The organism is Nitratireductor aquimarinus (genome assembly GCF_017255295.1).
GTDB classification, from domain to species: domain Bacteria; phylum Pseudomonadota; class Alphaproteobacteria; order Rhizobiales; family Rhizobiaceae; genus Nitratireductor; species Nitratireductor aquimarinus.
The window spans coordinates 272,462-284,658 of record NZ_JAFKDE010000009.1 but is presented as its reverse complement, the minus strand read 5'-3'; the positions used below and the strand labels follow the sequence as shown (position 1 = coordinate 284,658).

General features: G+C 62.0%; 14 protein-coding genes and 1 riboswitch. Of the genes, 11 read left to right on the top strand and 3 right to left on the bottom strand.

Annotated elements, in window-relative coordinates:
• The coding region (locus tag JYP46_RS17260; RefSeq protein WP_206548803.1) for a helix-turn-helix domain-containing protein at positions 1-332 on the bottom strand (332 nt) is incomplete at its 3' end.
• Positions 333-434: 102 nt separating this feature from the next.
• On the opposite strand from JYP46_RS17260, the gene JYP46_RS17255 reads away from it, so the two are divergent.
• The 3 genes from JYP46_RS17255 to JYP46_RS17245 are packed head-to-tail and all read left to right on the top strand — an operon-like array spanning position 435 to position 2,522.
• Positions 435-1,625 carry an NAD(P)/FAD-dependent oxidoreductase gene (locus tag JYP46_RS17255; RefSeq protein WP_113153795.1) on the top strand — a complete coding sequence of 397 codons (1,191 nt, stop codon included), beginning with the start codon at positions 435-437 and terminating at the stop codon, positions 1,623-1,625.
• A 22-nt stretch (positions 1,626-1,647) separates the two neighbouring features.
• On the top strand, positions 1,648-2,070 hold the full coding sequence (locus JYP46_RS17250; RefSeq protein WP_113153796.1) for a DUF1641 domain-containing protein: 423 nt from the start codon (positions 1,648-1,650) through the stop codon (positions 2,068-2,070).
• A complete protein-coding gene (locus JYP46_RS17245) occupies positions 2,067-2,522 on the top strand; it encodes an iron-sulfur cluster assembly scaffold protein (RefSeq protein WP_206544345.1) in 456 nt (151 codons plus the stop codon). Before JYP46_RS17250 ends, JYP46_RS17245 begins: the two co-directional genes overlap by 4 nt.
• Positions 2,523-2,575: 53 nt before the next feature.
• Here JYP46_RS17245 and JYP46_RS17240 read toward each other — a convergent pair whose 3' ends face one another.
• Positions 2,576-3,178, bottom strand: a complete 603-nt coding sequence (locus JYP46_RS17240) for a TetR/AcrR family transcriptional regulator (RefSeq protein WP_206548802.1) — start codon at positions 3,176-3,178, stop codon at positions 2,576-2,578.
• 92 nt (positions 3,179-3,270) lie between these two features.
• Between JYP46_RS17240 and JYP46_RS17235 the strand changes: the two genes are divergently transcribed.
• The gene (locus JYP46_RS17235) at positions 3,271-4,062 is read left to right on the top strand and encodes a crotonase/enoyl-CoA hydratase family protein (protein WP_206544347.1); all 792 of its coding nucleotides are present in this window, start codon (positions 3,271-3,273) and stop codon (positions 4,060-4,062) included.
• Positions 4,063-4,067: 5 nt separating this feature from the next.
• Positions 4,068-4,490 (top strand): DUF1330 domain-containing protein, encoded by a 423-nt coding sequence (locus tag JYP46_RS17230; protein ID WP_206548801.1) that lies wholly within the window; start codon positions 4,068-4,070, stop codon positions 4,488-4,490.
• A 30-nt stretch (positions 4,491-4,520) separates the two neighbouring features.
• On the opposite strand, the gene JYP46_RS17225 is transcribed toward JYP46_RS17230, so the two are convergent.
• The gene (locus JYP46_RS17225) at positions 4,521-5,342 is read right to left on the bottom strand and encodes a GntR family transcriptional regulator (protein WP_206548800.1); all 822 of its coding nucleotides are present in this window, start codon (positions 5,340-5,342) and stop codon (positions 4,521-4,523) included.
• Positions 5,343-5,538: 196 nt separating this feature from the next.
• Here JYP46_RS17225 and fahA point away from each other — a divergent pair, with 196 nt between their 5' ends.
• The 6 genes from fahA (at position 5,539) to JYP46_RS17195 (ending at position 12,195) form a co-directional block, all read left to right on the top strand.
• Positions 5,539-6,864 carry a fumarylacetoacetase gene (gene fahA / locus JYP46_RS17220; RefSeq protein WP_206548799.1) on the top strand — a complete coding sequence of 442 codons (1,326 nt, stop codon included), beginning with the start codon at positions 5,539-5,541 and terminating at the stop codon, positions 6,862-6,864.
• A gap of 19 nt (positions 6,865-6,883) precedes the next feature.
• On the top strand, positions 6,884-7,912 hold the full coding sequence (locus tag JYP46_RS17215) for an ABC transporter substrate-binding protein (protein ID WP_206548798.1): 1,029 nt from the start codon (positions 6,884-6,886) through the stop codon (positions 7,910-7,912).
• On the top strand, positions 7,912-8,730 hold the full coding sequence (locus tag JYP46_RS17210; protein ID WP_206548797.1) for an ABC transporter ATP-binding protein: 819 nt from the start codon (positions 7,912-7,914) through the stop codon (positions 8,728-8,730). Before JYP46_RS17215 ends, JYP46_RS17210 begins: the two co-directional genes overlap by 1 nt.
• Positions 8,723-9,556 (top strand): ABC transporter permease, encoded by an 834-nt coding sequence (locus JYP46_RS17205; RefSeq protein WP_206548796.1) that lies wholly within the window; start codon positions 8,723-8,725, stop codon positions 9,554-9,556. Before JYP46_RS17210 ends, JYP46_RS17205 begins: the two co-directional genes overlap by 8 nt.
• 224 nt (positions 9,557-9,780) lie before the next feature.
• A riboswitch (cobalamin riboswitch) is annotated at positions 9,781-9,977 on the top strand.
• 173 nt (positions 9,978-10,150) lie between these two features.
• Positions 10,151-11,206 (top strand): LLM class flavin-dependent oxidoreductase, encoded by a 1,056-nt coding sequence (locus JYP46_RS17200; protein ID WP_206548795.1) that lies wholly within the window; start codon positions 10,151-10,153, stop codon positions 11,204-11,206.
• Complete coding sequence (locus tag JYP46_RS17195; protein ID WP_206548794.1) at positions 11,206-12,195, top strand: ABC transporter substrate-binding protein; 990 nt, start codon at positions 11,206-11,208, stop codon at positions 12,193-12,195. The genes JYP46_RS17200 and JYP46_RS17195 overlap by 1 nt, the downstream gene beginning before the upstream one ends.
• Positions 12,196-12,197: the final 2 nt, after the last annotated feature.

Genomic DNA, 12,197 nt, shown 5'->3' with positions numbered 1-12,197 from the left:
TCAACGCAGCTCCGGCGTGTCGGAACAAGATGCGTCGAACGCCCGCTGCGCACTCGCTCCAGAAATCCAGAAGCCTCAAGCTCAAGGATCTTCCGGTGCGTCGTCGAAAGCGGAAGACCCAACGTCATCGAAAGCGAAGATAGATCGTAAAATCGACCCTCAATCTTACCCGTGATGATCGTACGAACAATCAAAGCATCCAAAGGACCGCCCCACATGCCAGTCTCAATCGCATAGAAACGGTTGAGACATTCGATGATCTGGGCCTGAACGACCTGGCGGATTTCCGTTTCCTGCATGCGCGTTTCCCCCGCCATATCGAACCTTTCCATTCTGGAAACATCCGCCGGCGCTGCCTTTCTCCTGCATGCTAATCCTCTGAGACGACGGATCAAGATATCTGCGCCAGCTAAGTGAAAGCAGGGAGGTTAGCGTTGACCAAACATATACTTATCGTGGGAGGCGGCATCGGGGGCACGATGACGGCCAACAGCATCGTCGCCAAGATGTATCCCGAAATCGCGCGGGGAGAAATCAAGGTCACGCTCCTGTCCGATTCCCCGTGGCACTATTACAAGCCGGCCTTCATGTATGTCGCCTTCGACATGTTTTTCGAGGGCGAGTTACGGCGCAAACAGCGCACGCTCCTGCGCCCCGAGATCACCTTCGAGGTGGACAAGGTGGTGCATTTCGACTTTGCGGGCTCCTCCGTGAAGACGCAGAGCGGAAAGACGATTGGCTACGACTACATCGTCGTTTCGACTGGCTGCCTGCCCGCACCGGAGCGCATTCCGGGCCTCAAGGAAGGTGGCGACTATTTCTATCAGTACGGCCCCGCGCGCCAGCTCGCCGAGAAGCTGCGGAATTTCGAGAAGGGGCGGATCTTCATCACCGTCAACTTCCCGAAGACGCCGAACGTGCCGCATCAGTGCGGCATTGCGCCGATGGAAACCACGCTGATGGTGGATGAATATCTGCGCCGCAAGGGCGTGCGCGAGCAGTGCGAAATCGTCTACACCTATCCAACCGTTTCGCAGCTTCTGCGCAACTGCCTGTTCCTGCAGCAGGAGGTGTGTGAGGTGCTGCCGCCGGTGTTCGAAGCCAAGGGCATCAAGTATCAGCGCGGCTTCACGCTGGACTCCGTGGACGCGGGCAAGAAGATCGCCCACTCGGAAGAGGGCGGTGAAGAGGCGTTCGATCTTCTCATGTGCACGCCGCCGATCCGCGCGGTCGATGCGGTTCTGGAAAGCGGCATTTCGCAGGCTCCGAACAATGAGGGCTGGCTGCCCACCGACCGCCAGACGCTGCAGCTCGAAGGCCACCCCAACGCCTACATCATGGGTGACACGGTCGATCTGCCGATCTCCAAGGCCGGCGGTTCCTGTCACAACCAGTGCCCGGTGATCGCCAACAACATCGCCGGCGACATCCGGCTTGGCCGCACGGTCGATGCCTATGACGGCAAGGTTCAGGCCGTGGCGCAGATGGGCCTCGAGGCCGGCATGCCGCTCTGGTACGACTATGACGAGGACGTGCATCCCACCCCGCCGACCAAGGTCGGGGGACTGCTCCGCAAGGCCTTCAATCGCGGGATCTACTGGTCCGTCGCGCGCGGCATCATCTGACATCGGCATCCGGAGGAAAACAATGAACGATACAGTCATGGACACGCCCGAAGCCGCTGCCGGAGCACCGAAGGCGCTCGCCGCAATGGATGAAGCCACCGAGCGCGGGCTCGCGGAGCTTCTCGAGAAGCTTGCACCGCTCCTGCAGGGGCGCCGTCTTCACAATCTGGTCGATCTCGCATCGCTTGCATCCGACGGCGTCGACATGTTCGACGACGCGATGGTGCAGAAACTGATGAAGGCCTATGAGGAAAGCGTGGGCGCTGCGTGGAACGTCGGCAATGCCGCGCGCTATGCCGCGACACAGACCGCACAGGCCCAGGTGCCATCCCTTCTCGGCCTGCTGCGCGTGGCCGGCAATGAGGATGTGCGGCGCGGGCTTTATTTTGCGCTGACCTTTCTGTCGGTTCTCGGCCGGCAGATGAAGGATGACGGCGTCGAATGAGCGCCGATGCGGACCTGGCCGCGCTCTATCAGCGCGGCCTGCGGGATCTGGCCGCCGGGGTTCGCAATGACAGGCGGCTTGTCCCGGCGGATGCCTCAATCACCCGGACGAGCCGCACCTGCGGCAGCACCGTAACGCTTGATGTGCAGTGGCGGGGCGATGCGATTGGCGCGCTTGGCTGGCGCACGCGCGCCTGCACACTCGGCATGGCGTCTACCGCCATTGTCGTGCGCCATGCCGCTGGAGAAACCTGCGCCGGCGTCGGCGAGATTGCCGGTCTGCTGCGCCGCCTTCTGGCGGGAGAAGCGGTCACTTTTCCCGAACCCTGGCGGGATCTCGCCATGTTCGAGGCGGCGCGGGCGTTTCCAAGCCGTTTCGGATCGATCCTGCTGCCGTTCGAGGCAGTCGCCGGCGCATGTGCCGAGCGGGGGCAGCCCGGCACCGTGCTTTGACACGTTCAGAAGGCATGGGTTTTCCAAAGCCCGTTGTGCGGGGGAGGCCTCGGTCAGGCTGCCGTGCTCTGTGTCGGGTATGACGAATGGATCAGCGTTCTGGCGGCCTGTCCGGCGGATTCTGCATAGTCTGCGTCGCGGTGCACCAGAAGCGTTGAGAATACGCCGTCGAGCAGAACCACAATCTGGCGGGCGATCGCCGCAGGATTGTCGATCCCGCTTTCGGCGAGTTCGCCTGAAAGCCAGTTCTCGAATTTCTTCTTGTGGCTCGCGCCGATCACCATGGCTGGGTGTCCCGGCAGATTGGCCAGCTCGGCTGCGGTGCGCAGGAAGCCGCAGCCGCGCCATGCGGGATGGCGCGCGGATCGGGCGACGCCCGTGAAAATCGCCTCAACCCGGTCCGCCACATCGCCTTCAGCACTCCTGAACCAGCTTTCGAACAGATCGAGATTTGGCTGGTCGCGGGAACTGAGATACTCGGCGACGAGGTCATCCTTGCTCCTGAAATGATAGTAGAAGGTCTTCTTGGTTACGCCCGCTTCCTCTGCAACGGCATCGACGCTGACGGCGCGAATCCCTTCCCGATAGAACAGCTTGCTTGCTGCATCGACGACCCGTTCGCGGGCCGGTTTGGGCTTGTGCTGTTTCGTGTCCATCGGATGCCGCAACCATGTATACTAACCAGTGAGTTTCCATGCAGCGTGCCCGGTCCTAGCCTTTCTGTCAATTCAACTGGAGAGGCAGGAAAATGCAGAACACCGTGCTTTGCGAAAGGAAGGGGCGTATCGCGCTTCTGACGCTGAACCGCCCGTCGAAACTGAACGCTCTGAATTACGCGACCAATGATCGGCTGCTGTCGCTGCTCGATGAGATTGAGGCGGATGAGGCAATCGGCGCCGTGGTGGTGACAGGGGCGGGGGATCGGGCGTTTTCGGCTGGCGGAGACATTCATGAATTCGCCGAGAGCATAAGGCAGGGCGCAGAAGAAGCGGTGCGCGCCTTCTGTCGTCGCGGCCAGCAGATGACGGCGCGCTTCGAGGCGTTTCCCAAGCCGGTGATCGCGGCGGTCAATGGCATCGCCTTCGGAGGCGGCTGCGAGATCACCGAAGCGGTGCATCTGGCGGTTGCCTCCGAGCAGGCGATTTTCGCGAAACCGGAGATCAATATTGGCATTCCGCCGACATTTGGCGGCACGCAGCGCCTGTCGCGACTGGCGGGGCGAAAGCGCGCGCTGGAACTTCTTCTGACGGGAGATACGTTCGGGCCGCAGCGCGCCCATGAACTGGGGCTGGTGAACAGGGTGGTGCCTGCGGAAGATCTGCTTCCTGCGGCGTTTGAGCTGGCGGAGCGCATCCTGCAGCATTCGCCACTGGCGGCCGCCCGGATCATCTCGGCCGTGACGCGGGGCATAAACACGACGATTGAAGAGGGGCTTCTGATCGAGCGCGAACAGTTTGCCCGCATGTGCGCGACGGCAGATGTGCATGAAGGGCTCGACGCATGGATCGAACGGCGTACGCCCGTCTATCAGGGAAGGTGAAGCAGATGACGCGTTACACCGGTTTTACCAAGGAGATCTGGGAGGCGTTTCGGGCGGATGCACGGCCGGGGCCGGTCCAGATGCTCAATCTCATCAAGCTGCGTGAGCGGGCGGATTATCCGGATGGCCGGGTGGCAAGCGGTCGGGACGCCTATGCGGAATACAGCCGGATCAGCGCGCCCGTTCTGGAACGGCTGGGCGGGCGCATCGTCTGGCGGGGCGGTTTCGAGCTGATGCTGATCGGCCCGCAGGCAGAGGCGTGGGACATCTGCTTCATTGCCGAATATCCATCGGTCGGAGCGTTTGCGCAGATGATGCGCGACCCGGCCTACCATGAAGCGCTGCCGCATCGTCAGGCCGGCGTTACGGACAGTCGGCTCGTCCGCTTCGCCCCGCAGCCCGGCGGTGTGAATTTCGCCGGGGGCTGAAGGCGGCTTCCGGTTGCTAGAGCCCTGATCCTAGAGCAGTTTGTAGAACTTCTCGAAGGCGAGATAGGTCGACTTCACGTGCTGCCGGGCAAGCAGCTCCGCCTCGCGCGGGTCGCGCGCGGCAATCGCATCGGCAATCAGTTCGTGCTGCTTCTGAAAGAGAGCGGCTTCTTCGCGTGAGACGAACTGTGCAAAACGATGTGCGAAGTAATACTGCATGTTCTTCCTGATCGAATCGACCAGGCGTTCATTGCCCGAGGCGGCAAAGATCAGCCCGTGCAGTTCGCGGTTCGAGGTCAGGCGATCCGATATGTCTTCGAAGCCGAGTTCGGACCGCGCCCGCGTTGAAGCCACGATTGAGGCGATCTCTTCATCGCTTGCGCGAATGGCGGCCTGCGCCGTGGCGAAACCTTCGAGCGCCATGCGCACTTCATAGGATTCGCGAATCTGAACGAGGTCCAGCTTGCGGACTTCCCAGCCGCGCTTGCGGCGCGAGAGGAGCCCGTCGGCGGAAAGGCGCTGCATCGCCTCGCGCACCGGGGTGCGGCTGACGGCGAGCGCTTCGCCGATCTCCGCTTCGATCAACGGTGTGCCGGTGGACAGCGCGCCGGTGCGGATGGCGATGCGAAGCATCTCATAGACGAGCTCGACAAAGGGGACGGCCTGGGCGCCACCCTTTTCGGTATCCGCCTGCTGAGCCTCGCCCTGACGCAGCGCGCCGGCGATCTGCCAGAAATCATCGCCGGCAATGACGCGCTCCTCAAGCTTGCGCAGCCAGGAAGGTGCGGTCTGACCGGACGGCATCATGCGCTCGCGCGGCAAAGGCCCTTCGATGACCCAGGCTCCATTCATTTGATGCTGCTCCCTGAGGATATTCATGTGGCTCAAATCGCTCCCTGATCAACCTGAGGAGCCCGAACCGCCGAAGCACAACCAATATTCCATAAAGCGTGCTCCATTCAAACCTTTGTTTGCATCCCTTGACGTATTCGTTTTTGGATGCTTTTTTGTATGCAAACTTTGTAACCAATCATCGGCATAACAATCAATGACAATCTGGACGCTCGACGAAACGCATGATCCCAACGCGGAAAGCTGGGTTCCCAGCGCCAATCTGGAGACCTCGGCGTTCGGCCTGCAAAACCTGCCCTATGGCGTCGCCACGGCAGGCAATGATGCAGAAGCGATGATTGTCGTTGCCATTGGCGACCAGGCGCTCAATCTGTCGGCCTGCGCCGCAGCGGGGCTTCTCGATGAAATCTTCGGCGCGGATGCGCGCGGCATTTTGTGTCGTGACGATCTGAACGCGCTGATGGCGCGCTCGCCGGCGGAATGGCGTGCGCTGCGTCTTTGGCTGCACCGCGCCCTGCGTGCCGGCTCCGAGATGCAGTCGAGCATCGAGGGGTCCCTTCTGCCGATTGAAACCCTGCAGATGCGCATGCCGGCCAGGATCGGCGACTACACGGATTTCTACTGCTCGGTCGAGCACGCCACCAATGTCGGCAAGCTGTTCCGGCCGGACAATCCGCTGCTTCCGAATTTCAAGAGCCTGCCGGTTGGCTATCACGGGCGCGCGTCCTCCATTGGTGTGTCGGGTGCAGAGGTGCGTCGTCCCAATGGTCAGATCCGGGTGGATGGCGACATCGTTTTCGCGCCGAGCCGCATGCTCGATTACGAGCTGGAACTGGGCGCGTTCATCGGCGGCGGCAGAAACGACAGCGGCGTGCACCGTCTGCCGGAAGCGCGGGAACGGCTGTTTGGCGTGTGCCTCGTCAATGACTGGAGCGCGCGCGACATTCAGGCGTGGGAGTACCAGCCGCTTGGTCCGTTCCTTTCCAAGAGCTTTTTAACGACCATCTCGCCCTGGGTGGTGACGATGGAAGCGCTGGCTCCTTTCCGGGTGGCGGCGCGCGAGAGGCTGGCGGACGATCCGGCGCTGCTCGACTACCTCGCCGATCAGGACGAGGCCGAGGGCGGCGCTCTGAACATCGATCTGACGGTGCGTCTTGAGAGCGCGGCGATGCGGGAGCGCGGCGATCAACCGCTCACCGTGACGCGCGCCAATGCGGAGGGGCTCTACTGGACCTTCGGACAGATGATCACGCACCACATGTCCAATGGCTGCCCGATGATGCCGGGCGACATGATCGCCAGCGGCACGATCTCCGGCGAAAAGCCGGGGTCGCAGGGTTGCATGCTCGAGCTGACGCGCCGCGGCGCGGAGCCGCTGGATCTGGGCAATGGAGAGAGCCGCAGCTTTCTGCAGGACGGAGATGAAATCGTACTCGAAGGCCGATGCGAACGGGAGGGTTTCCGGGCAATTGGCTTTGGCGAGTGCCGTGGAGCCGTGCTCCCGGCATCTGACTGGTCGTAGGCAAAACAGGGAGGACCGAATGTTTAACGACTGCAAGACAATGGCACAGAAGGCATCGCGCTGGATGCGCCACATGGGCGTGGCGGCTGCCGCGCTCGCAATCACCGGCGGGGTCGCCATGGCCCAGGAGCTGAAGCAGGTCACGGTGGTTCTGCCGGGCTCTTCCGCGATGGCCTGGTATCCGATGATCGTTGCGCAGCAGCGCGGTTTCTTCGAGGAAGAAGGCCTCGAGGTCACGATCAAGAGCCTGGACGGATCGGGTGCCGTTCTTCAGGCCATGGAAGCTGGCCGCGCTGAATTCGGCGCACCTGGACCGGGCCCGGTGCTGAACGCCGTTGCGCGCGGCGCTGACGTAAAATTCTTCTACAACCTGTTCTCGCGCGGCCTGTTCGTGCTTGCCGGTGACCGCAATGACGGCATCGAAAGCGCAGAAGGCCTGCGTGGCACGCAGATCGGCGTGTCCACCGCCGACGGCGCCGAGGTTTCGTTCGCCCGCAGCGCGCTTGCATCCGTTGGTGTCGAGCCGGACGAATACAAGTTCGTGACCATCGGTCAGGAAGGCATGGCCGTGACGGCGTTCGATCGTGACACGATCCACGCTTTTGCAGCATCCTTCACCGGTATCGCGGTGCTCAAGGACCGCGGCGTGGACGTGATCGACCTCACGCCTGAGGGCCTCGACCTGTTCGGCAACGGTCTGGCTGTTCGCGGTGAGATCTACCGTGACAACCCGGAGATGGTGGCCGGCTTCGCTAAGGCGATCCACAAGGCAACCAAATGGGGCATGGAGAACCCGGAAGGCGTTCTCGAAGACGGCGAGACCTACAATCCGCAGGAAGTGGAACGCCGTGAATATGCGCGTGCTCTTCTCGAGACCGTGAACCAGCAGTATGCGCCCATCGGCGGCAACACGCTCGGCTACCTGCCGGAGAGCGGCTGGAATGCATGGCACAAGAGCCTGCTCGACACGGGCGAACTTGATGCAGCGATCGAGGATCTGTCGGTCGTCTACACCAATGAGTTCGTCGAAAACCTGGAGGCCAAGTGATGCATGATGTGCGGTCGGACGGGGACGCGATCCTTCGTCTTGATAATGTAAACAAGCATTACCGCCGCGCACGATCAGGCCAAGCCGACATCATCCATGCCGCCAAGGATGTGTCGTTTGAGCTGGAGAGGGGCCAAATGGCCTCTCTCGTCGGTGCGAGTGGGTGTGGCAAGTCGACTGTTCTGAAGATGATTGCCGGCCTGATCCCGCCGACGGGCGGAGAAATCACGCTCAGAGGCGAGGCTCTGACCGGGCCGAATGAGCATATCGGCATCATGTTCCAGCAGCCCACGCTTCTGCCGTGGCGCAGCGTGATGGAAAACGTGCTGCTGCCCATCGAAATCCGCGAGGGGCGGAATGCCGCGAATGCTGCACGCGAACGCGCAACGCAACTTCTCGAGATGGCGGGACTTGCCGAGTTTGCCAATGCAGTGCCGGCAGAGCTTTCCGGCGGCATGGCGCAGCGCGCGGCCATTTGCCGGATGCTGGTGACCCAGCCGGAAATCCTGCTCCTGGACGAACCGTTCGGCGCGCTGGATGAATTTACGCGCGAGCAGATGAATGTGGAGTTCGAGCGGATCTGTCGTTCGCGCGAGGCCACGGCCATCATCGTTACGCACTCCATCCAGGAAGCGATCTTCCTGGCGGATTCCGTCTTCGTGATGTCGCCGCGACCGGGCCGGATCGTCAAGCGCATCGACATCGATCTGCCGCGTCCGCGTACGCCCGACATGATTACCGGCAACCGCTTCAACGAATATGTCCGCGAAATTCACGACCTGTTGTTCGGAAGCGGAGAGGGGGCCAGCCATGACTGACAAGGAAACTGTCGATCCCGAGGTGCTGATCGCGCTTGCCGAAAATGAACGCAAGACGCTGATCGAGCGCACGCCGCAATGGCTGCTCGTGCTGCTGTTCGGTGCGGCCGTTGTCACGGTGTGGCACATGGCCGTCACCTATAGCGGCATCTCGCAGCTGGTTCTGCCGGGGCCCTATCAGGTTCTGCAGGACCTCATCTTCACGCTCAACAATCTGTTCACCGGCGGTTATGTGGCCCATGCCACATGGATCACGCTGGTCGAGGTTGTCTTCGGCTTCCTGTTGGCTTCGGCCATCGGTCTCACGCTCGGCATGATCATCGGCGCGACCACGCTGGGGCGCAAGGCTATCATGCCCTATGTGGTGGCGATCAACACGATGCCGAAGGTGGCCTTCGCGCCGTTGTTCGTGGCGTGGTTCGGCTTCGGCATCGAGTCGAAGATCATGATGGCCGCGTTCATCTCGTTCTTTCCCGTGACGATCAACACGGCGGCGGGCCTGGCGGCAACCGACAGCAACATGTCGATGCTGTTCAAATCTCTTGAGGCGAACCGCTGGCAGACGCTCATCAAGCTGCAGATGCCCTATGCGACGCCCTACATCTTCGCCGGTCTCAAGCTGGCGGCAGTGTGGAGCGTGATCGGCGTTGTCGTCGGCGAGTATATGGGCGGCGGCGAGGGCCTGGGCGAGCTGGTCCGTGTCGCGGCAAGTCAGCTGCGCGTTGGCCGTGTTTTCGCGCAGATCCTTCTGCTCAGCCTGATGGGTCTCTCGGTGTTCGGTTTCGTGACACTGCTCGAGCGCTATTTCGTGCGCTGGAGGCGTTAGATCGCCGCGCGTTCGTTCGGATGCACAAAGGACGATCGAAACACTTGATAGAGGATCGGGCCGAAAACCGGTTTCCGCTTTTCGGCCCGATCCTCGAAATTTCTCCCCACAACATTGTTGTGTTTCCCAACTTGCACCCGCCTATCCGGCGGGTGTCTTTTTGTCTGGGAGCCGTTCTTTCGCGCAAACGCCATTCGCGGTTGCGTCGCGGTTCCTTCGCGGATAGGGTCGCCGCCGCATGCGGTTCCGCCTTTCGCGGATGAAAAGGGAACCCGGTGCGGTCTGCCAGACAGACCAATTCCGGGACTGCCCTCGCAACTGTAAGCGGCAAGTTCTTTCCAATGCCACTGGCGAAAGCCGGGAAGGCGGACCGAACGTTCGAGCCGCGAGTCAGGAGACCTGCCTCATGCATAGACCATGAACGCCGGACGAGGTGCGCCGGCAGGAGGCCCAGAATGCATGCAGGCGCTTTGCCGGCAACGAGTCCGTCTATCGGGACGTCACGTCTCCGATCCGTTTCCCGATTTCCTTTGGCGCAGGCCGAACTGAGCCGATTGTTCCAATGTGGTGCGCCGCATTCGGGCGGGTCGCGCCATGCGCGTTGATCTGGCAGGCTTTGCCCGTGAAGGCGCGCTTGGCGACCACCGGGCGCTGATGCGTCTTGTCGAACGGGCGGACGCGCTTGGTTTCGGCGGCATCTGGTTCAACGAATTTCATTTCGGTCGCGAAACGCTGCCCTATCCGTCCACGCTTCTGCTTGGCGCGGAGGTTCTGGCGCGGACGGAGAGGCTGCGGTTCGGCACGTCGATCCTCGTTTTGCCGCTCTATCATCCGCTGCTGCTTGCCGAGCAGATCGCGCAGCTCGATTTTCAGAGCGGCGGGCGCGTGGATGTGGGGATCGGGCGCGGCACCGAGCCCGGCACATTCACCGCGCTCGAGATTTCGCGCGATGACGCATCAAGGCGGTTTGCCGAAGCGCTGAGGATCATGATCGACGCCTGGACGAAACCACATTGTTCGGCGGATGGCGGGCCGTGGCGTTTTTCCAACGTCTCCGTCGGGCCGCCGCCGGTGCAAAAGCCGCATCCGCCGATCTATGTCGCCGGCGTCTCGGAAGAGACGGTCGACATCGCCGCCAGGAACGGTTTTCCGCTTCTCCTGAGCCTCGAACCCAATGAAGCGCGGCAATTGCCCGTGTTTCATGCAGCACTTGATCGCCATGGTGGATCGCGCGCGCCGCTCGTTGCTTCATCGCTGTCGCGTTACGTGATGATCGCGCCGACCCGGGCGGAGGCCATGGAGCGGGTCGATGCGCTTCTGGAAAAGCTCAATGCACGGCGCGCGGCACGGGCGCTGGAGCGTGGAATGCAGCCGCCTGCGCTGCGTGATCGCGCCGCCATGCTGGCGGATTTCACCATCGCGGGAACGCCTGAGGATTGCCTTGCACAATTGCGCGCGCTCTCGGCGGGGACCGGCGCGAACAGCATTCGCTGCCTGTTCAGCGCCAACGGCCTGATTGCCAACGATGTGGCGCTCGCCGGCATGGAACTGTTTGCAGCGGAGGTCATGCCAGCGCTCGGCCAGCCAGACCGATCCCTATCCCAAGTTGAAAGCGCCGGCGGCATGCCGGCCATAGAAGGAGTGAATTGATGTCGCGATTAATCGGTCTGCGCGGGCTTGCGGTCGCAGGTTTGGTTCTGGTGTCTGTGCCCGCCTTTGCCAATGAGGCAGGCTTTCCCTACACGGATGAGAATTGCGGCTACACCACCACCTATGAGGCGCCGCCGGAACGGGCGGTGACACTGAGCAACAATGCCACGGAGATGATGCTGGCGCTCGGTCTGGAAGACCGCATGGCCGGCACCTCCTATATGGCAAACCTCAAGATCAGCCCCCAATACGAGGCGACGTACAACACGGTCCCCGTGCTTTCGCCGCTGGTCGCCACCACCGAACAGCTCATCGAGGCGGAGGCCGATTTCGTCTATGCCGGTTATCCGGACGGGTTCAGCGAAAGCCGCCACACGCGCGATCAGCTTCACGATCTGGGCATGAAAACCCGCTTGAATACCGAGGGCTGCAATCTCGGCAAGTTCGGTTTCGACGAGCTTTATGCGGAAATCCGCTCCATGTCGGCAATCTTCGGCGTGCGCGAGCGCGGCGAGGCTTTGATCGCCGACATCGAGGAGCGCCTTGCCGAAGTGGAAGCAAAGCTCGATGGCGTCGAGGCCATGCCGGTGTTCATCTTCAATGGCGGCGAATCCGCACCGCGCGCCGTGCTCGGAAACACCATGCTTTCGCATGTGGTCGAGCGGGCCGGCGGGGCGAACATTTTTGGCGATGTGGCAAACCGCTATGGCCAGGTCTCCTGGGAGCAGATCGCCGAACGCGCGCCTGAATACATCGTTGTCTATTATTCAGGCACGGCCGGTGGCCAGGTGGTCGGCGATCCGGCCGGTGAGCTGGGGCAGGCGCGCATCGAGATCCTGAAGGCCAACCCGACGGTGGAGAATGTGCCCGGCATTTCGGGTGAGAAATTCGTCACCATCGATTCCGTCTGGGGACAGCCGGGGCCGAGCTCCATCGATGCGGTGGAAAAGCTCGCACGGGCATTCCATCCCGACCGGATCGAAAAGTAGCC

Excerpts from the sequence above, each read along its gene's own strand:
- JYP46_RS17200 (WP_206548795.1), top strand. The coding sequence starts at position 10,151 with ATGCGCGTTGATCTGGCAGGCTTTGCCCGTGAAGGCGCGCTTGGCGAC.
- JYP46_RS17240 (WP_206548802.1), bottom strand. The coding sequence starts at position 3,178 with ATGGACACGAAACAGCACAAGCCCAAACCGGCCCGCGAACGGGTCGTC.
- JYP46_RS17215 (WP_206548798.1), top strand. The coding sequence starts at position 6,884 with ATGTTTAACGACTGCAAGACAATGGCACAGAAGGCATCGCGCTGGATG.
- JYP46_RS17230 (WP_206548801.1), top strand. The coding sequence starts at position 4,068 with ATGACGCGTTACACCGGTTTTACCAAGGAGATCTGGGAGGCGTTTCGG.
- JYP46_RS17250 (WP_113153796.1), top strand. The coding sequence starts at position 1,648 with ATGAACGATACAGTCATGGACACGCCCGAAGCCGCTGCCGGAGCACCG.
- JYP46_RS17195 (WP_206548794.1), top strand. The coding sequence starts at position 11,206 with ATGTCGCGATTAATCGGTCTGCGCGGGCTTGCGGTCGCAGGTTTGGTT.
- JYP46_RS17205 (WP_206548796.1), top strand. The coding sequence starts at position 8,723 with ATGACTGACAAGGAAACTGTCGATCCCGAGGTGCTGATCGCGCTTGCC.
- JYP46_RS17225 (WP_206548800.1), bottom strand. The coding sequence starts at position 5,342 with ATGAATGGAGCCTGGGTCATCGAAGGGCCTTTGCCGCGCGAGCGCATG.
- JYP46_RS17245 (WP_206544345.1), top strand. The coding sequence starts at position 2,067 with ATGAGCGCCGATGCGGACCTGGCCGCGCTCTATCAGCGCGGCCTGCGG.
- fahA (WP_206548799.1), top strand. The coding sequence starts at position 5,539 with ATGACAATCTGGACGCTCGACGAAACGCATGATCCCAACGCGGAAAGC.
- JYP46_RS17210 (WP_206548797.1), top strand. The coding sequence starts at position 7,912 with ATGCATGATGTGCGGTCGGACGGGGACGCGATCCTTCGTCTTGATAAT.
- JYP46_RS17235 (WP_206544347.1), top strand. The coding sequence starts at position 3,271 with ATGCAGAACACCGTGCTTTGCGAAAGGAAGGGGCGTATCGCGCTTCTG.